Source organism: Candidatus Thermoplasmatota archaeon (assembly GCA_018814355.1).
Classification (GTDB): Archaea; Thermoplasmatota; Thermoplasmata; order UBA10834; family UBA10834; genus COMBO-56-21.
Map to the genome: position 1 here is coordinate 41039 of JAHIZT010000037.1, position 24555 is coordinate 65593.

Sequence of the window (24555 nt, forward strand, 5' to 3'; positions counted from 1 at the left end):
AATGATAGATGTGAACGCCCTGCTATCTGTCGGTTGTCGCTCCAGGATCGCAGTCGGCATAGGGCTTCAAGAGGCACAGTTGTCACTCACCCAGCAGAAGCTCTCGTCCCTCGGATGCAAGGTTCGCCTGAAGCGGTTCAACGACTCGCATGAGCTGGTGATGTCGTTGCGGGACGGCGACATAGATGCGGCCGTTAGAGGGACTCTTGGCTCCTCGAGAACCATCCAGGAGCTGAAAGCCTCGTTCGGCGTGAGAGAGATCATGCGCACGGCGGTCCTCGAAGATGCCAATGGGAAGCAGTTCCTGCTAACCCCGGTCGGGATCGATGAAGGGACTGACAGACAGTCGAGGATAGCGCTGGCCCTAGCATCGGTTACGTACTTCTCATCATCAGGCTGGTCGATGAAATGCGGGGTGCTTTCAAAGGGCCGAACGGAGGACTCCGGAAGAGGGTCGGATATCAGAACGAGCATCGAGGACGGTGACAGAATAGTCGACTCCCTGAGGGCGAAAGGACATGCAGCAGAACAGTACGCGATCCTGGTCGAGGATGCCGTCAGGGACTCGGATCTGGTGATAGCTCCGGATGGAGTCTCGGGAAACCTGATTTTCAGGACCCTCCATTTCGTAGGTGGGTGCAAAGCCTATGGCGCTCCGGTGGTGAACCTTTCGAGGGTCTTCGTCGACACTTCGCGATCGAAGTCGGACTTCTCGGATTCGGTCTTGTTGGCTGCGGGGTTGGTTGAGACAAGGAGCAAGACCGTCAATCGCCCCTGAAACTATTATAGTGACCTTGTCTTATCCCTTGGATGATGAGGCTGCAGATCAATGGCTGGACTTCAAAGATAACATTCTCCGCGACGCACATCATTCCGGGCCACTCCAAGTGTGGCAGGCTTCACGGACACGACTACGCGATTAACGCCAGCATCGAGGGCGAAATGGGTCCCGACGGTGTGATAATGGACTTCATTAGCGTGAAGGAGTTCCTCAGAGAGGTGGCCAATGAGCTGGATCACCGTGTCCTGATTCCGGCCAAGGACAAGGGTGTGCGAGTGGGAAAGGATTATGTTGAGTACAAGCTCGGCGACAAGGAGCTCAGATTGCCGAGATCGGACTGCATACTGCTCGAGATCAAGGTCGCTTCAGCGGAGACGCTTGCCAATTTTGTGCTTCAGAGGATGCTGGACAAGGTCAAGTTCCCCAAGAACGTCACGCGGATCGAGATCGGCGTGGACGAGGGCAGAGGCCAGGGAGCTTGGACAGGCGCCGATCTCTAGGCCGATGGTGCATACACATGGCAGAGGCGGTCGTCCTTCTTTCTGGCGGTTTGGATTCATCGACGGTCCTTGCGATGGCACTTGAGCGAGGATTCGAGGTAGTCGCCCTGACCTTCGACTACGGACAGAAGCATCGGAGAGAGCTTGACTCCGCGACAAGAATCGCCAAGCATTATGGCGCGAAGGAACACATCGTTGTGCCGCTAGATCTCGGTCGATATCTGAACAGTTCCTTGACCCAGGATTCGATCTCGATACCTTCCGGGCGGAGCAAAGCGGAGATTGGTGCAGAGATTCCCAGCACATACGTCCCAGCAAGGAATATCGTTTTCCTCAGTATCGCTTCATCGATCGCCGAGAGCAGAGGCGCGGCCTCCGTTTTCATCGCGGCCAACGCAATCGACTTTAGCGGGTACCCAGATTGCACGCCGGAGTTCATGGACGCCTTCCAGAAGATGCTTGATGTGGGAACCAAGGCTGGAAGAGACGGACATGGTATCAAGATTGAAGCGCCGCTCCTCAGAAAGTCGAAGTCCCAGATCGTCAGAGATGCGATCCGGCTAAGAGTGCCTCTGGGGCTCACTTGGAGCTGCTACAGGGGAGGCGCAAAGGCGTGCGGCGAGTGCGATTCGTGCCGTTTGCGGCTTGAGGGGTTCGAAGCCGCTGGCGTCAAGGATCCGCTCGAATACGAGGTGAAGTGATGAAGATATACTCGATATTCAAGTCCCTCCAGGGAGAGGGCCTGACCATAGGAGCTCCGACGGCATTCGTCAGAATGTCTGGATGTCCGCTAAGATGCACCTACTGCGACACACCCCAGGCTTTCGACAAGGGCGAGCAGATGACCATAGACGAAGTGATGGGCAGGATCGCGAAGCTCAAGTGTGCTCATGTGTGCCTCACGGGAGGCGAGCCTCTTGCTCAGAAGGATGCGCCGAAGCTGCTCAAGAGGTTGCTCGACGAAGGATACCAGGTCGTACTTGAGACGAATGGGGCAATGCCATTGGACGATATGCCATGCTTCGAGAACCTGACCATAAGCATGGACATCAAGTGCCCGTCCTCGGGTGAAGCCGACAAGATGCTCTTCGAGAACATCGAACTACTCGGCCCTACGGACCAGCTCAAGTTCATAATCTCCGATGACACGGACTACGAGTATGCAAAAGAAATGATCGAGAAGCACTCGCCAAAGTGCGAGATCATCCTCACGCCCGTGGGGGGGAAAGATCTGAAGGCGCTTGCGGAGAAGGTCCTGAAGCAGGGCCTGAACGTCCGTGTCCTGCCACAACTGCACAAGTTCATTTGGGGAGACGAGGACAACCGCTGACCGAATTGCTCATCCTCTGAACGCCGGCCGCTTGGACAGAAGTTTGGGCAAGGGCAACCTTGCCTTTGGATATCCCTTCGAGAGCTTCGCAATCTCCTCATTCAGCTGCTCCAAGGTCATGAGAATCTGCTCCCCGCTGCGCATCCTCACAGGCAACTTGCCTGAGCCCTTCTCTTTCTCGCCGACGACGATGATCATGTTGATCCACTCCATCTCGGCGTTTCGGATCTTCTTGCCCACCTTGTCGTCCATGTCGTCGACGTCGACTCTGGCATCCACCCCGTCCGCTATCTTGAGGCAGTCTTCCACGAACTCCTGGCCCACCGGTATCATCCTAATCTGAGTCGGAGAGAGCCAGAACGGGAGCGCAGGTTTGTCGTGTTTGAGCGCCTCCTCGAGAAGGACGTAAATCCACCTCTCTATCGATCCTATGGATGAGTGGCAGATGATGCATCCTTTCTTCTTGCCGTCGGTGTAGGTGTAGACTATCCCATATCTCTCTGCATCATCGACGTCAAGCTGTACAGTACTGAGCTGCACAGCACCTCCAACCGAGTCGATCCCCTGGAACTCGTGCTTCACCGCCCAGTAATGCTTCATCTCGGACAGGACCTCAATGAGCGCGGGTCTCTTCGAGTATCTTAGAAGCTCAATGAGGTTGCTCTTGTACTTGTTGTAGAACTCCTTCACAATCCTGAATGCGACTGCATACTCGACGCCTGTGGCGTCCGCAAGATCGGAGTAGTTCCTGTAGAGCATCATGTACTCCTTCCAGCCGTCCTCGATGTCCTTTGTGAAGCAGTGGACGTCGGGCATGTGGAAAGCTCTCAGTCTCTTCAGTCCAGTCAGCTCACCGCGCTGTTCTAGCCTGAAGCTCTTAGAGAACTCGTAAACCCTGAGGGGCAGATTCCTGTAGCTGAGCGTCGCCCCCTTCATCATCCTGAACAGTCCGAAATCCCCAGCGAAGCGCAAGACAAATTCGCGGTTCTCTTCAGTCTTGAGTGTGTAGTGTCTCTCGTGGAAGGACATTCCCTGGCTCCTGATGTCCGGGAATGACCAGTCGTACAAGATCGGCGTGTCTATCTGGATGGCGCCAATCCGGTCCACCGCTATTGCCTGCGCCCAAGCCTCAAGAAGGCTGAAGACCAGATGTCCCTTCGGGAACATCCTGAAATGCCCTCTGTCGCTGGCCTCCTCGTAATCCACCAGCTCCAGTTTCTGCATGGCCTTGATCGATGGTGGCTCTTTGCCTTTGCCACGTCCAATCTCCTCTGAGAATATGAAAGTCTTTAGCGACGGATACTTCTCCAGGACCGCAAGGGAGTCGATGTCCCCCATGTCAATGGGGTATTCCTCACCCTCGGGAGTCAGTATGTAGAAATCGTGGGAGATCTTCTCCACGACTTCCTCCCTGGTCATCTTCTTTTCCGCTGTGAACTCCCTGGATAGCTCGGAGAGTGGGTGCCCCTTGCACTTGATTTCGAAACCCTTGTACCATCCGAAGGGCGACCTGTGGACCTCGATTCCCTTTGCCTTGATCGCCTCCTCTGTCGCCTTCAGCACGTCAACTGCCAATTTGGGGGATGCAAGGCTCCGACTCAAGTGGGCATACGGATAGAGAACCATCCTCTCTGCTCTGACCTTTGTGAACACGTCCTGGAAATCCGCGGCCGCAGCCTCCGCTATTGCGACCATGTCATTGTCTGAAGACTCGATTGTGGAGAACGCCACCAGTACTTCCTTGAACGAATGCACTTTCGGGTGATTCTCAGGCAGCGGCTCAGCCATTTTGGTGGGTTCTTTGATCTCGTATTCGAACTTGTCAGCATGTATGAGGAGTACCCTCATGGGACATCGCCGTCGAAATGGATGGAAGAGTATTAAAAGGGTGCACAGAATGGCCAATGGCTTGTCATCCTAGGCCCACCGCGAAATAATAAGGTCGACTGGTTCATACGGGTCAGGATAGAACAGAGATGTAGGAATAGGAGGGACCCCAATGGAGCAGAGGGAGAGGAAGCTGGCTGTGAAGGACCAGCCGCCGATTCAAGAGTCAGCGGCAAGATCAGTGCCCAACAAGACCGCAGAGAGCTGTGATCTCAAATCTCCGCGAGCCGTGTGCGTTGCCCTTCCACATTCCGGAAAACCGGTCAGGGTCCTCGGGGACTCCCCGACCGAGTTCATTTCCACGCTCCAGAAGTCGACCCTCGCCTGGATTAACTTCACTGTCACGGACCTCGGCAAGGATGGCTCTGAGATAGCGACCATGCTGGGGTTCAGTGCATCTTTGGTGCCCGAGGTGCTCAAGGGTTACCACGCGGACTACGTTGACAGAGAGACTGAGATCGGCATAATGGTCCCAGTTGTGAAGATTCAGAAACTCGATCTCAAATCGTACCCCCTCCTGATATTGGTCAGGAAAGATCTCATAGTGACGATACACAGCCAGGAGGTCATAAGACTCGTCCAGTTCTCCAGGTATGCCGACGTCTACATGAGGAAGCTGCCAGAGAGCATGCCCCTCGAGGACAAGCTCACAAGGATGCTCGTCCGGATACTGGACGAAAACAATTCGAGGAACTTCGAGTACCTTAGGGAGATTGAGGAGCAAGGGGACGGCATGAGCCAGCTTCTCCTTGATCCTGCCACCCCAAGGTTGGAGATCGGGAAGAAGATCTACGAACTCAAGCACACTCTGATCACGTACCTGAACACTCTCTGGCGGACCTTGGATGTCCTTCACTCATTGAGATACGGTGATGCCGCCCTGGTCTCAGACAATCCCAAGACCCTGGCTCAGATCACGCTATTGGTCGAAGATCTCAACAGACAGATATCCTTGAGCGAGCACATGTCTGAGGTGCTCGCTTCTGGGCTGGAAGTGCTTCAGGCCTTGTACAACAATCAGCTCCAGATCCTGAACAACAGGATGGCGCTGACAATAACCTGGCTGACGGTTCTGGGCACCGCTGTGCTCGTTCCCAACACGCTAGCAACAATATTCGGTTACGTGTTCAACCTAGAAGGGAGGTGGCAGATATGGACGCTCTCCGTGTTGGCGTTCGCCACGGTCGGCTCCACATTCCTTGCGTACTGGTGGGTCAAGCGCTGGGTACAGCTGCCCAGAAGCCAGGAGTAGTCTTGCAGGTAGCTGGCCCGAACCACACATCGAAACTCTTTTTATTCTAGTCCCTTCATAGGGGAGTAGAGTGTGTGACTTTGAAGGAATTCGATGTCTACGTCCAGAACAAGCCAGGAGAGCTGGCAAAGGTCTGTGAAATGCTCGGCAACCACGGAGTGAACATCAAGGCAATCGCGAGTGAGCGTGGCAACGCCCGGCCTATGATACGCATCGTCACAGACGATGAGACGACTGCAAAGTCGACGCTGGTGCGCTCAGGGCTCTCCTACGACCTGAGGGACGTCATAGCCGTCAAGATGACCGACAGGCCGGGGGAACTGGGGAAGATTGCCAGGAAGCTCGCCAAGGCGATGGTCAATGTTGACTCGATCTACATCATTGGAAAGGATGGTGGCACGACCGACATCGCTTTCACAGTCGACAACATCCAGAAGGCTGAGAATGCCCTGAAATGAGGTTTCTGTTCCTGGGGAACTGCCTCGTCAATCCAAGCTCTTTACTCGTCTGACCAGGATCTCCTCTAGGATGTTCCGGGCATCTCTCACTTTTGCCAGTTCCTCGTGAGTAAGGTCTAGCCTAAGGAGATGTGACCAGATCTTTGAGAGCGCGTGGTATGACTCCATTATCAATTCGATGTCCTCATCGGACTCCTTTGGAGTTTCCGGTTTCTCATCCTCGATTGGACGGTAGAAGACGTTCCTCCCGATCTTCGTTCTGGTCACTGCGGCTTTCTTCTCAAGCTTCTGCAATGCCTGGGTGGCGCCCGATTGGGTGATTCCAAGCTCAGCGGCCAGCAACGTTGGCGAATGGATGCCCTTGCGGAGGACATCTAGTATCTCCATCTCTCTCGGAGTGAGCATGCTCTACATCCATAAGTCATGTATTAGTATGTGCTAATGTACGCTTATGTTTCCTTATTGGTCAACTTAGAGGTTGTTAAAGTCTTCAATCATAATATACCTTCGCACATCTCACTGGCCTTGTGAATCCATACACCTGAACCTTTATGTCAGCGATACTAATGTGTCCCATGCAAAGGATAGCTGCCAAGATGCGGCCTATTGTCGACCTCCCTTGTCCCGGAAAAACCAAGTCTATTCGTTCACCATACGTTTGTCTATCCCTATGTGGAACGCATCCTTCGGAAATCCGTTGTTGTCAATGCAAGCCTGAGCGATGTCTGGAGGTCTTGGACTACGTCCAAGGGCGCGGAGACGTTTCTTGCACCCAAGGCCAGGATATTGCTGAACATGGGCGGAGAATACGAGATACTCTTCGATCCAGACGCCCAACCTGGGTCCCGAGGAGCTGAGGACCTTAAGATCCTCAGCTATGTCCCGGAAGAGATGCTTTCCTTCGAATGGAGGGCCCCTCCGGAGTTCTCGGAGATCCGAAAGGAGAAGAGCTGGGTTGTGGTGCAGCTGGATGAGGTTGGCAGGAAGAAGGTACGAGTCACGCTCTCGCATCTCGGTTGGAAAGAAGGCGGCGATTGGAATGCGGCTTACAAGTACTTCGATCGTGCGTGGGACTTGGTCCTTGCTCGTCTGAAGTACTCGTTCCCGCACGGCCCGTTGGATTGGAGAGATCCCTACAGGCCTCGCAAACAAAGAAAGTAATCGCTAGTCGAGGAGGACTAGTCCGGTCCACCTGACCTTCGCTTTCGATGACAACTTGACCGGTATTCCCGCCTTCTCGCAGGTCTTGATCACGTCTATCCCCATTGCTTGCATCGATGGTCTGGCTTCAAACGGGTGCCTACACGGTCGGGTTCCTTTCTGTGATACGCACTCCTGGCAGAGCAGGCATTCACTTCCAATGAAGCCAGCTGCCAGGTAGCAACCCTCTTTGAACGCCGCAGCCTCAGCTCGATTGACAATTTCATGAAGGCGAAGCTCACATCTGTCGGTGCTAGTCCCGCTCTTCAACTCCTTGATAAGGTCCTTTCCAAGGGGCTTCTTGGATTTGTCAGTTGAATCAATCTCAGATTCCAGCTGGATCAAGAGCGCGCGCTTGTACCGACTCAAGGCATCCTGGAATTCCTCGACTGACATGAGGTTTGGGGGACAGAGCAAGTGTTTGCCGAAGTTCTCGCAGATTGGGACCATGCACTTCAATCTCACTCTCCTGTCCACCACTATGTCCTTCGATGGAATGATCTTGGCATTCGTGGCTCCGCGGTCCCTCACGATTCTGACAAGACGGTCCAATTCTCGGTCTGCCTTCCTCAACAGCCATCACCATCCATCAGGTCAGAGTGGTCGCTCTGGACTACAACTCATTCAGTTTCCTTGGGCTTGTCCTCGGATGCCTCTTCTTTTGCTGGTTGCTCTGCTGGCCCGCTGATAGCTGCAAGAAGCTCCTCGGTCTCCATCCTCTTCTTCTTCGGGATCGAGCCTGGTACGAGGATGTCCATGAACTTCTCGAAGTAATTCTTCTCTGTGAGTATCTCTTCTCTAGTGAGCTCCAGGCCGGCCACTGCTGCTATCGATTCAGTGCCGAGCCCGAATGACTGCGCTCTTAGGTTGACCAGATCCTTGCCGAGGCGCTTCTCGTGCTCATCGAGGATGTTCCCTATCCTCTCGAATGCGAGGTCCTTCAGCATCTTCTCTAGGAACACTATCTGCTCTTCCTTGCTCTTCTTCGAGAGAAGCATCAAGGCCGCTTCGTGTTTGAAATCCAGCCTCGCACCAGCGTGGTCTTCATCCGTCCTTGATATCCAGAGGAGCGGGTGCTCAGGCGCGTTGAATATCACCTTCTCGGGAACCAGTGAGTCGGCTGATATCTTGACTGCTGGATCGCCCGAGGAGTGGTAGACCGCATAGAAGCTCATCCTCTCCAGGAAGTTGATCTCCAGGAAGTCCTTCCTGTTCTTCTCCACGATCGTCGGGTTCTCCTTTGCGACCTGCTCCAGGATGGAGGCCGGAGATGCGTCAGGTTTCTTGTCGCCCAGGTAGCGCGAGATTCCCATGACGCATCTTAGCGGTTCGTATGTGCGCGTCATCCAGAAAGAGGGCGGAAAGCTCATCCAAGACTTCTTCTTGCCTGGTTCCTCTTTCGTCAACTTAAGTTTCGAGAACGAGAAAGTGGAGAACTGATACCTGATCAGCTCCTTGTCCTTCTCGAGCACCCCGGCAGGAATGCCCTCCTTAGCTACGATCCTGTCGGCCCAGAAGCCGAGTTCAGACCTCAGCTTGGGCCTGCTCGTGGAGCCCTCCACGCCGATGTGACTCAGGATCTCCCTCCTTGTAGGAGTGATTAGCCAGCTGAGCCACAAAACAAGCGATTTCGGGGTGTCGATGTAAGGCACCGGCAAGATGGTGTGGTCCGCCGCCGTCCCCCAGCCAGGCAGGACTGCCTGCCCGGGGGTGTGAGAGTATGATCTGTCCAGATAGGCGATCAGGGCGACATCTTCCGTCTTCTCGAATGGTTCCCTAATTGGCGCCGGTTCGATCCTGAGATCCGAGTTGAGGAAGTAGTAGTTCTGTCTCTTTGAGTTAATTGGGATGAGGACTCCGCAATCAACTCCCTTACCGAGGAGGGTCCGCATCTGGACGCTGCTCTTGTCTTTCAACTGTCTTGTCTGAGCGCTCAGAGACAATCTCCTCATGGAATCTGTCAGCGGGCTCTTCTCAATCTCCCGTCTTGTGAGCGGCTGCTTGTGCAGCAGAGCGTATACGACCGCTCTCGAGACGTTGTTCGTCAAGAACTCACCGATCTCTATTGTCTTCTCTTTCTGAAGAGGTGTAATTTGCTGAGTCATCCCATCCACCCGGCTGTCCCTATTTGGTTCAAATCACTTTATGTCTACTTATAACTATGCTCAAAAAGCGACTTGGATGTCTGCATGTGCTTTCTTTGCTCCGTCCCTCATCCCAGCATTGATCGAATCAGATCCAAGAGCAACGGCCAACCCAGTCCGTGTGACCTTGGTACTCATCATAGCATGTGCGGCCTGTAGCTCAGCCGTTGGGTTGATTGGAGCCTGCCAGATCGACGCGAAGCTACCGGGTTGATGCTGGTCGCCAATGAACTGAACGACGAGCCGAGATCAACCTGAGGCGACAACGTCCGCGACTGCATTCCCGACCTTGGACGTAGGTGTCTTCCCACCGATGTCCGGGGTCTTGAACTTCCCGGTCTTGAGCACGGTCTGAACGGCCGTCTCGACATCCTTCGCGGCCTCCTTATGGCCGAGCGTCTCAAGCATCAGACCAGATGCCAGTATGGCGCCGACCGGGTTGGCCATTTGTTTTCCCGCTATGTCAGGGGCTGAACCATGCACGGGCTCGAACATGCTCACACCCGAGGGGTTTATGTTCCCCGAGGGCGCAAACCCGAGCCCTCCCTGGAGTGCGGCACCGAGGTCCGTCAATATGTCGCCGAACAGATTGGGCGCGACTATGAGCTTGAACCTTTCTGGGTTCCTCACCATGTGGAGAGCAACGGCATCGACGTACTGGAACTCCTTGTCGATGCCATGTTTCTTCGATGCCTCATCTGCGGCCTCTCGCCACAGGCCATAGATCTCTGTCAGGACATTCGCCTTGTCGACGGAGGTCACGAGGTTGAATCCCTTGCTCTTCGCCAGCTGGAATGCGTACTCCATGATCCTCCTGGCGCCCTGCCCAGTGATTACACCTATCTGGAACGCGAGCTCTTCCTCGTCCTTCAGGTCGATGCCAACATCGAACCTGGCCTCGTACGCCCGCCTGATCATTGACAGCGAGGTCTTGGACAATCCCTTCTGGACTCTTCCTCCTATGCCGACGTAGAAATCCTCGGTGTTCTCGCGGACGAATTGGATGTCGATTCTCTGCTTCTGATTTGCGAGAGGTGATGGTACCCCCTCGAGCAGTTTGATTGGTCTTAGGTTGACATACTGGTCGAAGTGGAACCTGAGCCGGAGAAGGATCCCTTTCTCCAGGATACCTGGTCTGACCCTCGGGTCGCCCATGGCGCCGAGAAGGATCGCGTCCTTCCTCGAGAGCCTCTGGATGGTTTCATCCGAAAGGATCTCCCCGGTCTTGAGATAGTGGCCTGCGCCCAGCGGGAACTCCTCGAACTCGAGATCGAGGCGCCTCTTCTCAGACACAGCGTCCAGGACTTTCCTCGCCTCCCCGATCACTTCCGGGCCGACGCCGTCGCCCGGGATGACCCCTATTCTCTGCAACCCAACATCTCCTTCGTGTACGGGACCAGGCCACCCTTCTCTATTAGCATCATGACGAAGGGTGGGTACTTCGCGAACACAGCACTGTTTCCAGTGGTGAGGTTGTCCACGGACCCGTTCTTCAGGTCCACAGCGATGATGTCTCCATCCGAGGCATGGATTGATGCCTCTATGACTGGCAAGCCTATGTTGATAGCGTTCCTGAAGAAGATTCTGGCGAACGATTCGGCGACGACGCAGGATATCCCGACACCGATGAGCGCCCTCGGGGCATGCTCCCTGCTGGATCCACAGCCGAAGTTCCTTCCCGCGACCAGGACGTCTCCTCGATTGACTCTTTTCACGAACTGAGGCCGCGCATCCTCGAACGCATGCTTCGCGAGCTCAGCATTGTTCATTGTGACCAGGTACTTGGCAGGGATTATCTGATCCGTGTCCACATTGTGGTCGAAGACCCAAGCCTTCCCCTTGAAGGAATCGTTCATCGGGCCACCTCCGACGGATCTGCGATTCGGCCCTTGATCGCGCTAGCAGCGACGACAGCTGGGCTCGCAAGGTAGACCTCCGATTCCTTGTCTCCCATCCTTCCAACGAAGTTCCTGTTGGTGCTGCTCACGCACCTCTCGCCGGGCGCGAGGACTCCCATATAGCCTCCAAGGCACGCACCGCAGGTTGGTCCGGAGACGAACGCTCCAGCGTCCGAAAAGACCTTGACAAGCCCCTCCTTGATTGCGAGGTCGAACACCTCTTTCGTCGCCGGTACAACGATCATCCTGACTCCGTTGTGCACCTTCTTGCCCTTCATGATTCTCGCGGCGATCCTGAGATCCTCGATTCGCCCATTGGTGCAAGATCCAAGATACGCCTGGTCTATCTGGACCGTGACTTCGCTCGCAGGCGCCACGTTGCTGGGTAGGTATGGTTTCGCCACTACAGGAACGATATCGGAACCGTCGTACTCTCTTACGGCCGAGTACATTGCGTCCTCGTCCGCAAGCACGCTTCTGTACTTGCCCTTCACGCGTCCTCTCAGATACTCGTCGACCTTCTTATCAGGAGGGACAATGCATGCCTTCGCCCCAGCCTCGATTCCCATGTTGGATATCGTGATCCTGTCCGAGACTGGAAGTGATGAGATGGAACCTCCCTGGACCTCCATAGACGCATAACGGGCGCCTTCGACTCCGATGTCGCCGATGATCGTGAGTATGATGTCCTTGCCGGAGACGTGCTTTCCAAGCTTCCCGTCGATTGTGAACTTCATGGACTCTGGCGCCTTGAACCAGAGCACCCCCCTGGCGAAGACCGTGGCAGCCTCGGTGCTCCCGATTCCGGTCGCGAACGCACCAAGCGCCCCGTACGAGCAGGTGTGAGAATCCGCTCCTACGATCAGCCGTCCAGGCGCCACGAAGCCTTGTTCGATCATGAGCTGATGGCACACGCCTCCGCAGCCTACCTCGAAGTAGTTCTTGATGCGATGTTTCTTCGCGAAGTCCCGCATCTTCTTGGCCTGTTTGGCCGACGCGATGTCCTTGTTGGGGACATAGTGGTCCGGTATCAGAACGACCTTTTTCCGGAGAATCGGCGCGCAGAGTCCTTCGAATTCATCGAACGCGGCCGGTCCAGTTATGTCATTGACCATTACATAGTCTACTTCGGCTTCGACAATCTCTCCAGAATGGACATCTTTCCCGGACTTCGCGGACAGCACCTTCTCGGCTATGGTCTTCCCCACTTGATTCACCCCGTCAAGTCCCGAGCGGGCTCAGTACGCCCGCTTCTTCTCCACGCCGTTGCTCACGCTGAGCTTCCGAACCCACAGTCTGTTCAGGCCTTCGATCATGGCATCCACGCTCGTAGTAACGATATCCGAACCGACGCTCTTCCCCAGCGATAGCAATTGTGCGTCCTCGCAGTCCCCAAGCTTCACTGTCACCTCGCAAAGGGCGTTCGATCCGCCCGTTATGGCTTCTAGCCTGTACTCATTGAGAACGATGTTCTTCGATACTGCCGCCTTGATGGCACACACGCTCGCGTCAATCGGGCCGACACCCGTTTCTGAAGCCCTGCGGGTCTCTCCATCTATGTTCAGCACGACAGTTGCAGTTGGCGTGAAGTTTAGTCCTGTGAAGACGGTGAACTCCTCGAGCTTGATGGCGGGCTCTGCCTCTTGACCCATGACGTCGTATGCGACCGCGAGCAGCTCCGCATCGTCCAGCTTCTTTCCGGATTCGGCCCATTTCTTCACCCTCGTCACGACCTCTTTCATCTGGTCCTTGTCAAGTTCGAGCCCGTACTCCCTGAGCTTGTTGTCGACTGAGTGAGCGCCAGAGTGCTTGCCGATGACGAACTTGCGCTCTTTGCCCACTATCTCCGGCCTCATCGGCTCATATGTCGAGCACTCGCTCATCACACCGTGAACGTGAATGCCTGCTTCGTGCGAGAAGGCGTTCTCTCCAACGATGGCCTTGTTCGGTTGGACCGCTACACCTGTCAGTTGAGAGACCAGCCTCGAAACGAACGCCATCTTCCTTGTATTGATGTTCGTCCTGACGTTGTAGAACGCCTGGAGTCCCATCACGACTTCCTCAAGGGCAGCATTGCCTGCGCGTTCCCCGAGACCGTTGATTGTGCAGTGAACCTCCTCAGCTCCACCGAGGACTCCGGCAAGTGAGTTCGCGACTGACATGCCGAAGTCGTCGTGACAGTGGACAGCCAATGGGACTTTCACGCTCTTCTTGATCTCCGCGACGAACTGGGTCATGGCAGTCGGTGTCATGACTCCTACCGTGTCCGCGATGTCTATTCTATCAACGCCCACTTCCTGGATCGCCTTGTGAACCACGTCGAGGAACCCAAGCTCGGTCCTGGTGCCATCCTCGCAGCTGAACTCGGCGATCAATCCATGGTCCTTGGCGTACTGAACGGCCGCGACCGCTTTGTCCCTTGCTTCCTCTTGTGTGATCTTGAGCTTCTTCTCCAGGTGGGTTTTCGAGGTCGCCAGGAAAATGTGGACCGAATCGACATCGCATGCGAGTGCGGCGTCTATGTCCCCTGGGCTGGCCCTGCAGAGTGCGCATATTTCGGCCTTCAGGCCAGCACCTGCGATCCTGCTCACTGCATCGGCCTCGCCCTCAGAATTGATAGGGAATCCCGCTTCAATGATGTCCACGCCGAGCTCGTCCAGCGCCTGCGCGATTTTCACCTTGTCCTCGCTGGATAGGGCCACGTTTGGCGTCTGCTCCCCGTCTCTCAGAGTGGTGTCCAGGATCTTGACCCTCTCAGGCATCCTTGTGGCCGAGAAGATCTGTTTGTTGTATTCACTGACGAACACTCCCGTATCGGGTATCCTGAGCGCGGGTTCCGCTGTCTGTTTAGCATTCTCACTCGGAGCTTGTGTTGGCATCAATACACTCTCCAAAAATCCTTCACTGCAGCCCTCAGGCTAGAATACGCAGCCCCAAGGGCAGAATAGGCAGACCGTTGCTCATGTGCGTCATTCCTCGCCTCTGTTCGCAGTGGAGTCATACCTTGATAAGGCGTGACAAGTCTCCTCATGGCCTGGACCGATATAAATCTTTGCTGAGCCATTGTTATTGGTCCGGTAGGATTTCATCTGGACACATCTGTACAATATGGACTCCCTGAACATGCTCTTGGAAGGTTAGAAATACGTCAATCAAGGTACTGCGCGTGATACTCTTGAGCAAGGAGCCGCTTGTGGCATTCCAAGGTGAGAAGGGGGCGTACTCCGAAGACGCTTGCTTCAAGTACTTCGGGTCTAGCGTTAAGACGAGACCCTTCCTCGATTTCCTGTCTGTGTTCGAGGCGGCGGAGCAGGACAAGGCAACGCATGCAGTGGTCCCTGTCGAGAATTCCATCGAAGGGAGCGTGGCTCAAGTGAACGATCTTCTCCTCGACCATGACCTCGCCATCTCGGGCGAGATCATCGTGCCTGTGAAGCATTACCTCATGGCCTACGATGACGCGACTATTGATTCGATAAAGGAGGTCCTGAGCCATCCGCAAGCTCTAGGGCAGTGCCGCAAGTTCTTGGCCAATCATGAGGACTGGAAGGTCATTCCATCTTACGACACGGCCGGCAGCGCGCGGATGGTCGCGGAGCGGAAGCGGAAGGATGTCGCAGCCATCGCCAGCAAGCGTGCAGCTACCGTATACGGTCTGAAGATACTCAAGGAGGACATCCAGAGCGAGGTCGTCAACTACACGCGATTCTTCGTCCTCGAGAAGAACCCAGGCCCTATCCAAGGAGTCAACAAGACCTCGATCGTGTTCGCCACCAAGAACGCTCCGGGGGCGTTGCACAAGTGCCTGGACGAGTTCGCGTCGAGGAACGTCAATCTGAGCAAGCTCGAGTCGAGACCAAGAAAGAACAAACCTTGGGTTTACGTCTTCTACACGGATTTCGATGGTAGCATGGACGATCCCAACTGCCACGCCGCCATAGGGGGCTTGCTGAAGACAGGGGCTTTTGTCAAGATACTCGGGTCCTACAAGAAGGCAGAGATCTGAGGACCTATTCGTCCGTCCAGGCACTGACCATTGAATTCATGGCCACCACTGCCCTGGGGCTGTAGATTATGATCTTCCATAGACCGTCAGGAAGGACACTTGTCGTGGAACCATAGAGAACGAACAGCTTCGAAGAAGTCCGGAGGTCTACTGGATGAGAGTGATTCAAGCCATCATGCAGGAATCCCGGCTATTCTGGACTCCTTCTTGAGCTCATCTACGGCGCCGGTGCCACTAAGGACCTTTCTGTCTCGCTCTAGGAGTGCCAGATCCCTCTCCTCGAACGCCTTCGGGTTGACTGCCAAGAGCAGGCGCCCTTTCGTGACCCAAGCAGTCTCGTTGAGGGAGTCTAGCGATCTCAGCACCTTCCTGAAGTCGTTGTACGTGACAATGTATTCGATCCCCTCGACAACGACTATGCTGTTCGGATTGGATTCCATGAAGCGGATGATTGTATCTGTGAGGACTGCGAGGCTGGTCGGTGCGATCCTTCTCTCTCCCGGAGATTCGGTCAGCCAGATTATAGGAGTCACCTGGAGGTTGTGCCTCTTTCTGATGCCTTCCGGGAACTCCCTAGTAACGACTAGTCCGCTAGGAATGAGGAACTGCAGGGTCGCGGCCGCGGACTCCTCTCTTCCAGGGATCTCAGCATCAGGCCTAAGGGGCATTGTGACGAGCTCCGAGAAGAGGCTCAAAGCAGCGTCTGCCTTCTCATCATAAACCAGGTACACTCCCCTGGGGATGTCGTACGATCTGAATCCACCCATCTTGGCGGTTTCCACTTCTGGATCGACGACGATCGCCATGAGCTGAGATGTGAATGTGGCCCTCATCAGGGTTGCGAAGAGTAACACGAGGATCCAGTTGTGCGGGTTGAGATTTTCCCAGCTTCTTCCTACTCCTAGGACGAGGTCGAATACGAACTCAACAGCCGGAGTTCCAAGCCATGCGACTGTGAACAAGGCCAGGCTGATCCTTGTCTCCCTGGTGATTCCAGATACACTCCCCCTTGTCATCCATTTCGCCGAAAGGAGGAGGTTGCTTGCGATCATTGCGAGAATGTAGATCGACACCAGAACCATCAGCCAAAGCTGACTCTCCAGTATGGTTTCTGGGCTCAGGTCCGATGCCCATGTCATCGCCACAAGCACAATGCCGAGTATCCCCCATGCGCTAATCAGATTAAGGGGGTTCTTCTTGAACCACGGCACGAACATATCAACGTCGTTGTACCTTCCGTGCGTAGTCCACAGGAGGACCACGCAGACGGACAGCCATGACGAGAAAATGACAAAAGTCATACCCATCTTGATGTGCAGGTCGTCGAACGAGTTGCCCATTGTATCCGTGATGAGTTCCACGGACCACAGGCCTGCGAGCGAGACCACGAATAGTAATACGATCCAGCTTCTGACCACCTCAAAGAAGTGCTCCATCCTGCTGATTCGGTAGAAGACGTGAAGAACGATGGCGAGACCTAACAGCGCTGGCAGAGCTTCGAATGCTATCTCGGTCCAGTCAATCATTTGTGGCCTCCGCGAATGTGCTCTCTTGCCATATCAGGTCAAGTGCCTCGAAGGTCAATAATCTTTGCGCGATCCAAAAGCGCTGATCAAGGGGGAGTCAGTACTCTCCAATCATTCCAGTAGGGCGCCTAGGCTCGCTGAGGATACTCCGTCTCTGTAGCGTTTCAGATAGCCAGACATATTCGTCTTGGGAGGTTTCTTGTCCTTCAGCCTGGATCTCATCTCCTTCTGGGAAATCAAGACTTCTATCTCTCGAGTATCGAGGCTTATTCTGATGATGTCTTTGTCCATGACCGACGCGAGAGCTCCTCCCACGAATGCCTCCGGGGAAACGTGTCCAACAGAGAGTCCTCTGCTTCCGCCTGAGAACCTTCCATCAGTGACAAGGGCGACAGACTCACCCAGACCCATTCCCGCAAGGATGGCGGTCAGGCTCAGCATCTCAGGCATGCCAGGAGCACCTTTTGGACCTTGGTACCTGACGATGACTGCATCGCCGGGCTTGATTCTGCCTGCGAGCATCGCATCCGTTGCGGCTTTCTCGGTGTCGAACACCTTGGCTGAACCTTCGAATCTCCTCATGGCTGGCACGACTGCCGACTGCTTGACGACGCACCCCTCCTCGGCCAGGTTGCCCCAGAGTATCGCGATTCCGCCCTCCTCGTGGTACGCCTTGTCCAGTTCTCGAACCACATCGTGATCCTTGACTATGGCATTCTTGGCGATTGCCAAGATGCTGTCGCCTCGAACGGTTCCCTCGTCTCTCAGCTTGGGAGCGAGCCTCGAAAGCACTGCCGGGATTCCCCCTGCTCTGTCCAGGTCTATCATGAAGTGGTCACCACCGGGTTTCAGCGCGACGATGTGCTTGGTCTCCCTGGATATCTGGTCGAAGAGATTCAGCTCTAGCGTTATCCCGAACTCCTTCGCGATCGCTATCATGTGGAGGCAGGTATTCGTAGACCCACCGATGGCGTTGTCGACTCTGAGAGCATTCTCAAAACTCCCCCTGGTTACGAAGTCCCTTGGTTTGACATTCTTCATGGCCAGTTCGACCGCCAGCGCGCCAGTCTCGCGAGCAATCTCCAGTTTCTCGTCTGAGATGGCGTGAGAAGTCGCGCAACCGGGCAGGCTCAGTCCTAGCGCTTCGGTTAGGCAAGCCATTGTATTGGCAGTGAACAGGCCGGAGCACGATCCCGGCCCGGGGCATGCCCGCTTTTCGATCTCGACGAAATCTTCCTGTGTGATCTTCCCGGCCGCGAGTTCACCCACTGCTTCAAAGATTGAGATGACGTCCAGTTTCCTGTTCTTGTACAGTCCAGGCATCATTGGGCCGCCGGTCAAGATGACAGAAGGCACGTTGATTCTCCCGCAAGCCATCAACATTCCAGGAGTGATCTTGTCGCAGTTCGTGACTCCAACCCAGCCGTCTGCGACATGTGCCTCCACCATCGCTTCGACGCTGTCGGCTATGATCTCTCTGGATGGCAACGAGTAGCGCATCCCGTCCAATCCCATGGCTATGCCATCGCATATTCCCGGGACTCCGAACTCGTATGCGACACCGCCCGCCTCCTCAATCCCCTTCTTAACCTCGGTCACGAGCTTATTCAGGTGCATGTGTCCAGGAATGATCGTGTTGAACGAGTTGGCGATGGCTACTAGTGGCTTTTCCATGTCATTGTCCTTCATGCCGAGCGCTCGCAGCAGTCCTCTCGCCGGGGCTCTGGACATTCCTTTCTTGAGCGCGTCGCTCCTGAGCGGTGCATTGGGCTGATGTCTCGCCATGTTCACTCACCCAATCTGAAGTCACTGTGAAGAGCCTCTACGGCCTTCTTCGCGTCGACCTTCTTGATGATGAACGATATGTTCAATTCTGAGGAACCCTGAGCGATGGCCCTTATGTTAACCTCGTTTTCCGCCATCGTGCCAAAGACCCTCGCTGCTACTCCAGGGGTGCCTCTCATACCAGCCCCGACCACAGCGACGATGCTGAGCCCGTCCTCGATTGAGACCTCTCTTACCTGCTTCGAGCCCAGCAGCGAGAGCTCGAGCGCATTCTGCGCCTTCGATCCGCTGACTTTAGGTATCGCAAGGGTTATGCTCTCCTCTGAGGAACTCTGAGAAATCATGAGCACATCGATGTCTTCATCTGTGAGTATCTGAAGGACCTTCGCCGCGAGCCTCGGCGTCCCGACCATGCTCGCTCCGCTGACTGTTATCAGACTGACATCATTGATGTTCGTGATTGCTTTTACAACGTCGCCGGTCTTCACCTTGACCGCGCTCTCGATTGCAGTGCCCTTCGCATCAGGGTCGTTTAGGCTCTTGATTCTGAATGGTATCTGATACCTGGCTGCGCACTCGAGCGCCTTGGGGTGGATCACTTCAGCGCCGAAGTGCGCCAGCTCCATCGCCTCAGCGAACGATATCGTTTGAATCATTTTTGCATTCTTGACGATCTTCGGGTTGGCAGTCATAAGGCCGTCAACGTCCTTCCAGACCCATACTTCATCGGCTTCTATCCCGGAACCGATGATGGATGCTGTGTAGTCGGACCCACCTCGTCCAAGGGTCGTCTGGACGCCGTCCTGGGTCGACGCAATATAGCCGCCGATGACAGGGACAGTGCGCTCTTCGAGCAACGGATCGAGGTTCTGTCTTATCTGGTGAATGGACACATTCATCAGAGGATTGGCGTCCCCGAAATGGTCATCAGTGACTATCCCTGCCTCCCCTCCGGTGAGTGCCTTCGATTTGATGCCGAGATCTTCGAGCACGCCCTGCAGGATGGGCGCAGAGAGTTTCTCACCATATCCAGCCACGTAATCCTTCGACCTGGGCGTCAGTTCACCGATGTGCGCAATGCCATTGAGGATGTTCCTTAGCTCGTCCAGCCGCGAGTTAACGACATCCATCGTCCGGCCCAGGATGTGCTCGTCCATGATTGCCCCTTCCGCCGCCTTTCTGTGCTTCGAGGCAGTTGTCTCCATGAACTCATGGACGGCCTTCTTGTCCCCCTTGCTTGAGCGCTTCGCAATGTCGGCCAGGGAATCCGTTACCCCGTACATGGCGGAAGTGATGACCACCAGCTGCTGGTCCTTCTTGTGGAAGTTGCGAACTATCGTTCCCACTTTCCTCAGCTTGTCGCCGTCCGCGACACCAGCACCGCCGAACTTCATGACGAGTTTCATGATTGGACTCCTCTAGAATCGATACCCGACAAAAATACCTATCGGGCGAAGGTCCTCCTGATCTCTATCAGGTCCCTGAGGACCGAGCTAGCAGTCTCCTTGCCTCCAGCTCCTTTTCCAACGAGGGTTATCTCGCCAGCGGGATAAGTGTCGAATGATACCGCGTTGAATGTGCCGCTCACATTGAGAGGGTGAGTTGCGGGGATTTCCTCTGGCGAGACCCGCGCTCCCTTCTCAACCTTGCCGATGAGCTTGACCACGCTACCATTGGACTTCGCCATGTTGATGTCTTTGTTCGAGACCTTAGTTATTCCCTCTATCTCCACATCTTTGATTGACAAGCTTGTCCCGAGTACGTAGTTGGATGTGATTACCAGTTTGCAGGCGGTATCGAACCCGCCGATATCATAGGTCGGGTCTGCTTCAGCATATCCGAGCCTTTGTGCCTCGGCGAGCGCATCCTTCATGGCGACGCCGTCAGCAGACATCCTGCTGAGGATGTAATTCGATGTGCCGTTCAGGATCCCGCTTATGGACTTGATCTTGCTACCCTCGAGGCATTTCTTCGCGAAATCCAGGACTGGAGTGCCGCCGCCTACAGTGCCGCTGAACTTGAATATGACCTGGTTGTGATGAGCCAGCTCGATCAAAGCAGGCATGGCGATGGCCAGCGGACCCTTGTTTACGCATATTACGTTCCTCCCCTCCTTCATGGCGGCCTTCACGTGGCTCAATCCAGGCTCTCCCTTCTTGAGCTCAGTTGGAGTGCTCTCGATCACGACCTCGCACTCCAGCTCGTTGATGACATCCAGGCCGGATTTCCCTTCCTGATAAACCTCCGCTCCGAGACCTTCAAGCGTCTTGGACACCCTCTTTGACGACAACGCCTTGCCGATGTCTATACCCTCAGGCGAGATGGCAGCTCCTAGGTGGTCAACCACTCCAACTATCTTCGGCCTCAGGCCGTAGTCGCGTTCGAGCTTTCTCGCTTCCTGATCCACGAGGTCTACGAAACTCTGGCCGACTGCGCCAAAACCTACCAAGAGAACTCTCATTTCAGCTCGCCTCCAGGAGCTTCTGAAGAGCCTCTATCGTCGCATCGATAACCATCGGCTTGACGCTCTGAGATATCGCCACATCTGGATCCTTGAGCCCGTGACCAGTGGAGACGCAGACTACAATCGATGATTTGTCAAGCATGCCAAGTTCGACGTCCTTGACAAGACCCGCAACCGCTGCCGCTCCTGCAGGTTCTGCGAATACTCCTGCAAGCGTGGCCATGGACTTCTGGGCATTGAGTATCTCTTGATCGGACACGGTCGTGACCGAACCACCGGATTCCTTGATAGCCCTGACGGTCTTCTTCCAGTTGGCTGGTTTTCCGATCCTTATGGCAGTGGCAACGGTCTCGGGTTTCCTGACGGGCGTGAGCTCGCTGCTTCCCGACCTGAACATGTTCGCGATGGGCGCTGCTCCTTCCGCCTGGATCCCTCTGATGACTGGGTGACCAGGAACGAACCCCATGGACTCGTACTCTTCGAACCCTTTCCAATAGGCAGCAGAGTTGCCCCCGTTTCCTACCGGAATGTAGAGGTATTCGGGGTTGAGGCCGCCGAGCTGATCACAGATCTCGTACGCAGCGGTCTTCTGCCCTTCGATCCTGAACGGGTTGACCGAGTTCAGGACGTACATGCCGAGTCTATCAGACGACTCCATGACTATGTCCAATGCTTGATCGAAATTGCCTCTTACGGTGACCACAGTAGCTCCATGCATCATTGCTTGAGCGAGTTTTCCCAAGGCTACCTTCCCCTCGGGGATGAGCACGACGCATTTGAGGCCAGCAAGCCCAGCATACGCTGCAAGTGATGCCGACGTGTTACCCGTGGAGGCGCATGTGACGGTCTTCATCTTGAGTTCGACAGCCTTGGTTATCCCGACCGTCATGCCCCGGTCTTTGAAAGATCCTGTAGGGTTTGTCCCGTCGAACTTGATTCTGAGGCTCTTGATCCCAATCTCCTGCGCGAGCCTCCGACACTCGATCATCTGCGTGCCACCCTCATCGAGAGAAAACACCTGTGCCTTCGGTCCTACCGGGATGAATTCTCGGTACTTCCACACCGAGATCGGCCTCTTCTTGAAATCCCCGATCGAGGCCCTCTTGAGCGCGGCTTCCGTGTCCATCCTGATCTCAAGGAGGTTGCCGCAGGAAGAACATGCATAGGCCGGCCTAGCAATGTCATGTGCTTTGCCGCACTCGATGCACTTCAACTCGAACGAGACCATGGGGTGCCCCACCGGATGAGTCCTCTATGGTAAGTGGAAATATAATCTCTTCGCAGGTCTGGATATTGCCTTTGCGGACTGCTGGCCGGATGCGTGGTGCACAATTCTGTCCATGAGCCGGAGGACGCGCGCATCTTAATATCCGAGCACGACATGCACATGTGGCCAGGTGTCTCGGATGAGGTGCGAGCGAGCGATAGTATCTTCTCCTGCAACCATCGCGAATTTTGGCCCAGGCTTTGACTCGTTCGGGCTCTGTCTGGGTTCGCCGAGGGACAGGATATCCATCAGAAGGTTGCCACGGGGTAGATACGAGGTAAGGGTCGTCGGCAAACACAAGGTCCCGACCGACCCATCGGAGAACACAGCTTCGTATGCCGCAATCAAGTTGGCCGGGCTGTGCGGCTGTGAGGATACCGGATTCTCCATGACTGTCAGGAAGGGCATGAAACCTGGAAGTGGTCTTGGGAGCAGCGCAGCCTCGTCAGCAGGCGGTGCCGTCGCGATGGCAACGATTCTGGGGTTGCGGAACAAGGAGATGATCCTCGAGGCAGCGGCTATGGGTGAGGAGCTTGTGGCTGGGTCGCGGCACTTCGATAACGTATCCGCAGCGATTTACGGAGGATTCACGGTCGTCTCTGATCTGAAGACCAGGACTGTCCTTCAGATACGGCCTCCAAAATTCCAGATCGTCGTCGCACTTCCAGAGATATCGGTCGAGACGAGGAACGCTCGGGAGATCCTCCCTAATTCGGTCTCAATCGCTGATGCAGTGTGCAATGTCGGATGGGCGTCTGGAATGCTGCACGCCATGATGAAGCGAAACGTGCGCATGATCGGATCCTATCTTGATGACAAGCTAGCGCTGCCGTACAGAATTGCACTCATACCAGGTTACCAGGCGGTCCGCCTCGCGGCCTTGAGCGCAGGGGCATATGGCGTCTCAGTTGGCGGATCAGGCCCAGCTGTCTTCGCCATCACACAAGGCAATGCCGTACGGATCAAGAATGCCATGGTGGATGCGTTCCGGAGCTCCTCAAACCTCAAGGCGAGTTCGTTCATCACTGTGCCTGGGACGGGAGCAAAGGTAGAGGATTCGAGCTGATCCAGCATCCTCTAGAAGACGATTCGCTCCCCAGGTACCCTGGGGAACAACGTGACGTCCCTTATGTGCTTCTGACCTGTCAGGAATCGAACCATCCTCTCGATCCCGAGGCCGCCACCGACCGTTCGCGGAATCAGGCCCTGGCTAGAGACCGTCAGGTATGTATCGAAGGCCCTGAGATCCGTCTTTCTCTCTTTCATCTTGCGGAGTATCTCTTGATGCTCCCACTCCCTCTCACCGCCGGAGAGGGCCTCGCCATAACCTTCGGGCCAGAAGACATCGTAGTTGTGGTAGTAGCCTCTCTTCTCTTTGTCCTCTCGGTCGTAGAACTCCCTTCTGAAGTTCATTATCCAGAACGGGTCCTTTGCCTGTTCGGAGGCTATCCTCTCGAAATGCTCGCCATGCAGTCTGATCAGGTCCTCTGATTCGTAGACTTTCAGTGGGAGCCTCGGCACGATGAGTTCCCTATCGAGTGCTCTCAGGTCGTCAGAACACTCCCTCTTCACGAACTTGAATACGTCGACTATCATGCCATCGATGAATCGGATGAAATCCTTCTTCGTCTTGTCCTTCAACTCTATGTCCACTTGAGTGAATTCGAAGAGATGCCTTCCGCTCTCCTTCAGCGCGCCCTCTTCAAGCCTGACATTCGGCGACATGAAGTAGATCTTGTCTATGCCGTCGTTGAGGAGCGAGAGTTGCTTGTGAAGGATCATACTCTTCGTCAAGTGCAACTTCTGTCCATAGTACTCCACTGTCGCCGCGAAGTGTGGATGGTTCAGAGGATCTGTCTCAGGCGAAAGGATAATGGGCATCGCCTGAACCACCCCGCGCTTGTACATGTAGTCGTGAATGGCTTTCAGCGCTGCCGACTGCACGCTCAATATATGTTTGCGCTTCTCCCCTCTTATGTGCGACACCGCTTCCTTCATGCTAATCCTTGACGGAAGGACGGACATCCCAGCAAGGTATATCACCATTTCGCCAACAT

At 55.1% G+C, this 24555-nt stretch carries 23 protein-coding genes; 9 read left to right on the plus strand and 14 right to left on the minus strand.

All coding sequences use genetic code 11. From position 1 onward, the window contains the following. Window position 1 precedes the first annotated feature (1 nt). Genes mtxX through KJ653_02120 form a run of 4 tightly spaced genes read left to right on the plus strand, consistent with a single transcriptional unit; the run spans window position 2 to window position 2611 of the window. Window positions 2-778: a methanogenesis marker protein Mmp4/MtxX gene (gene mtxX / locus KJ653_02105; GenBank protein ID MBU0684630.1), complete on the plus strand. Its 777-nt coding sequence runs from the start codon at window positions 2-4 to the stop codon at window positions 776-778. 32 nt (window positions 779-810) lie between these two features. Beyond that, complete coding sequence (locus KJ653_02110) at window positions 811-1281, plus strand: 6-pyruvoyl tetrahydropterin synthase family protein (GenBank protein ID MBU0684631.1); 471 nt, start codon at window positions 811-813, stop codon at window positions 1279-1281. A gap of 17 nt (window positions 1282-1298) precedes the next feature. After that, window positions 1299-1982 (plus strand): 7-cyano-7-deazaguanine synthase QueC, encoded by a 684-nt coding sequence (queC, locus tag KJ653_02115; protein MBU0684632.1) that lies wholly within the window; start codon window positions 1299-1301, stop codon window positions 1980-1982. Continuing rightward, window positions 1982-2611: a radical SAM protein gene (locus KJ653_02120; GenBank protein MBU0684633.1), complete on the plus strand. Its 630-nt coding sequence runs from the start codon at window positions 1982-1984 to the stop codon at window positions 2609-2611. The genes queC and KJ653_02120 overlap by 1 nt, the downstream gene beginning before the upstream one ends. 9 nt (window positions 2612-2620) lie before the next feature. On the opposite strand, the gene KJ653_02125 is transcribed toward KJ653_02120, so the two are convergent. Beyond that, a complete protein-coding gene (locus KJ653_02125; GenBank protein MBU0684634.1) occupies window positions 2621-4459 on the minus strand; it encodes a hypothetical protein in 1839 nt (612 codons plus the stop codon). Between the two features lie 151 nt (window positions 4460-4610). Between KJ653_02125 and KJ653_02130 the strand changes: the two genes are divergently transcribed. Both KJ653_02130 and KJ653_02135 read left to right on the plus strand, forming a co-directional pair. After that, window positions 4611-5750 carry a CorA family divalent cation transporter gene (locus KJ653_02130; GenBank protein MBU0684635.1) on the plus strand — a complete coding sequence of 380 codons (1140 nt, stop codon included), beginning with the start codon at window positions 4611-4613 and terminating at the stop codon, window positions 5748-5750. Between the two features lie 74 nt (window positions 5751-5824). Further along, complete coding sequence (locus KJ653_02135) at window positions 5825-6208, plus strand: ACT domain-containing protein (GenBank protein MBU0684636.1); 384 nt, start codon at window positions 5825-5827, stop codon at window positions 6206-6208. Window positions 6209-6235: 27 nt separating this feature from the next. Here the strand turns inward: KJ653_02135 and KJ653_02140 are convergent, their stop codons facing one another. Next, on the minus strand, window positions 6236-6613 hold the full coding sequence (locus tag KJ653_02140; GenBank protein ID MBU0684637.1) for a helix-turn-helix domain-containing protein: 378 nt from the start codon (window positions 6611-6613) through the stop codon (window positions 6236-6238). Between the two features lie 267 nt (window positions 6614-6880). On the opposite strand from KJ653_02140, the gene KJ653_02145 reads away from it, so the two are divergent. Further along, window positions 6881-7369 carry an SRPBCC domain-containing protein gene (locus KJ653_02145; GenBank protein MBU0684638.1) on the plus strand — a complete coding sequence of 163 codons (489 nt, stop codon included), beginning with the start codon at window positions 6881-6883 and terminating at the stop codon, window positions 7367-7369. A gap of 3 nt (window positions 7370-7372) precedes the next feature. Here KJ653_02145 and KJ653_02150 read toward each other — a convergent pair whose 3' ends face one another. From KJ653_02150 to KJ653_02175, 6 genes are all read right to left on the minus strand, one after another. Then, window positions 7373-7981 (minus strand): DUF2284 domain-containing protein, encoded by a 609-nt coding sequence (locus KJ653_02150; protein MBU0684639.1) that lies wholly within the window; start codon window positions 7979-7981, stop codon window positions 7373-7375. Window positions 7982-8028: 47 nt separating this feature from the next. Beyond that, window positions 8029-9513, minus strand: coding sequence for a hypothetical protein (locus KJ653_02155; protein MBU0684640.1), 1485 nt, complete (start codon window positions 9511-9513; stop codon window positions 8029-8031). A 288-nt stretch (window positions 9514-9801) separates the two neighbouring features. After that, window positions 9802-10923, minus strand: coding sequence for an isocitrate/isopropylmalate dehydrogenase family protein (locus KJ653_02160; GenBank protein MBU0684641.1), 1122 nt, complete (start codon window positions 10921-10923; stop codon window positions 9802-9804). Further along, the gene (locus KJ653_02165; GenBank protein ID MBU0684642.1) at window positions 10911-11408 is read right to left on the minus strand and encodes a 3-isopropylmalate dehydratase small subunit; all 498 of its coding nucleotides are present in this window, start codon (window positions 11406-11408) and stop codon (window positions 10911-10913) included. The genes KJ653_02160 and KJ653_02165 overlap by 13 nt, the downstream gene beginning before the upstream one ends. Beyond that, window positions 11405-12658, minus strand: a complete 1254-nt coding sequence (locus KJ653_02170) for a 3-isopropylmalate dehydratase large subunit (GenBank protein ID MBU0684643.1) — start codon at window positions 12656-12658, stop codon at window positions 11405-11407. Before KJ653_02170 ends, KJ653_02165 begins: the two co-directional genes overlap by 4 nt. Window positions 12659-12688: 30 nt before the next feature. After that, window positions 12689-14212 carry a 2-isopropylmalate synthase gene (locus tag KJ653_02175; protein MBU0684644.1) on the minus strand — a complete coding sequence of 508 codons (1524 nt, stop codon included), beginning with the start codon at window positions 14210-14212 and terminating at the stop codon, window positions 12689-12691. Between the two features lie 431 nt (window positions 14213-14643). Between KJ653_02175 and pheA the strand changes: the two genes are divergently transcribed. Beyond that, complete coding sequence (pheA, locus tag KJ653_02180; protein MBU0684645.1) at window positions 14644-15456, plus strand: prephenate dehydratase; 813 nt, start codon at window positions 14644-14646, stop codon at window positions 15454-15456. A gap of 173 nt (window positions 15457-15629) precedes the next feature. On the opposite strand, the gene KJ653_02185 is transcribed toward pheA, so the two are convergent. The 5 genes from KJ653_02185 to KJ653_02205 form a co-directional block, all read right to left on the minus strand. Next, window positions 15630-16982 carry a DUF835 domain-containing protein gene (locus KJ653_02185; protein MBU0684646.1) on the minus strand — a complete coding sequence of 451 codons (1353 nt, stop codon included), beginning with the start codon at window positions 16980-16982 and terminating at the stop codon, window positions 15630-15632. A gap of 111 nt (window positions 16983-17093) precedes the next feature. Beyond that, entirely contained in the window at window positions 17094-18767 is a 1674-nt protein-coding gene (gene ilvD, locus KJ653_02190) for a dihydroxy-acid dehydratase (protein MBU0684647.1), read from the minus strand. Between the two features lie 2 nt (window positions 18768-18769). After that, on the minus strand, window positions 18770-20173 hold the full coding sequence (locus KJ653_02195; protein MBU0684648.1) for an aspartate kinase: 1404 nt from the start codon (window positions 20171-20173) through the stop codon (window positions 18770-18772). A 38-nt stretch (window positions 20174-20211) separates the two neighbouring features. After that, entirely contained in the window at window positions 20212-21228 is a 1017-nt protein-coding gene (locus tag KJ653_02200) for a homoserine dehydrogenase (protein ID MBU0684649.1), read from the minus strand. Window position 21229: 1 nt separating this feature from the next. Further along, window positions 21230-22459, minus strand: a complete 1230-nt coding sequence (locus KJ653_02205) for a threonine synthase (protein MBU0684650.1) — start codon at window positions 22457-22459, stop codon at window positions 21230-21232. Window positions 22460-22637: 178 nt separating this feature from the next. On the opposite strand from KJ653_02205, the gene KJ653_02210 reads away from it, so the two are divergent. Then, on the plus strand, window positions 22638-23564 hold the full coding sequence (locus tag KJ653_02210; GenBank protein MBU0684651.1) for a homoserine kinase: 927 nt from the start codon (window positions 22638-22640) through the stop codon (window positions 23562-23564). Window positions 23565-23575: 11 nt separating this feature from the next. Here KJ653_02210 and KJ653_02215 read toward each other — a convergent pair whose 3' ends face one another. Next, window positions 23576-24544, minus strand: a complete 969-nt coding sequence (locus tag KJ653_02215; GenBank protein ID MBU0684652.1) for an asparagine synthetase A — start codon at window positions 24542-24544, stop codon at window positions 23576-23578. Window positions 24545-24555: the final 11 nt, after the last annotated feature.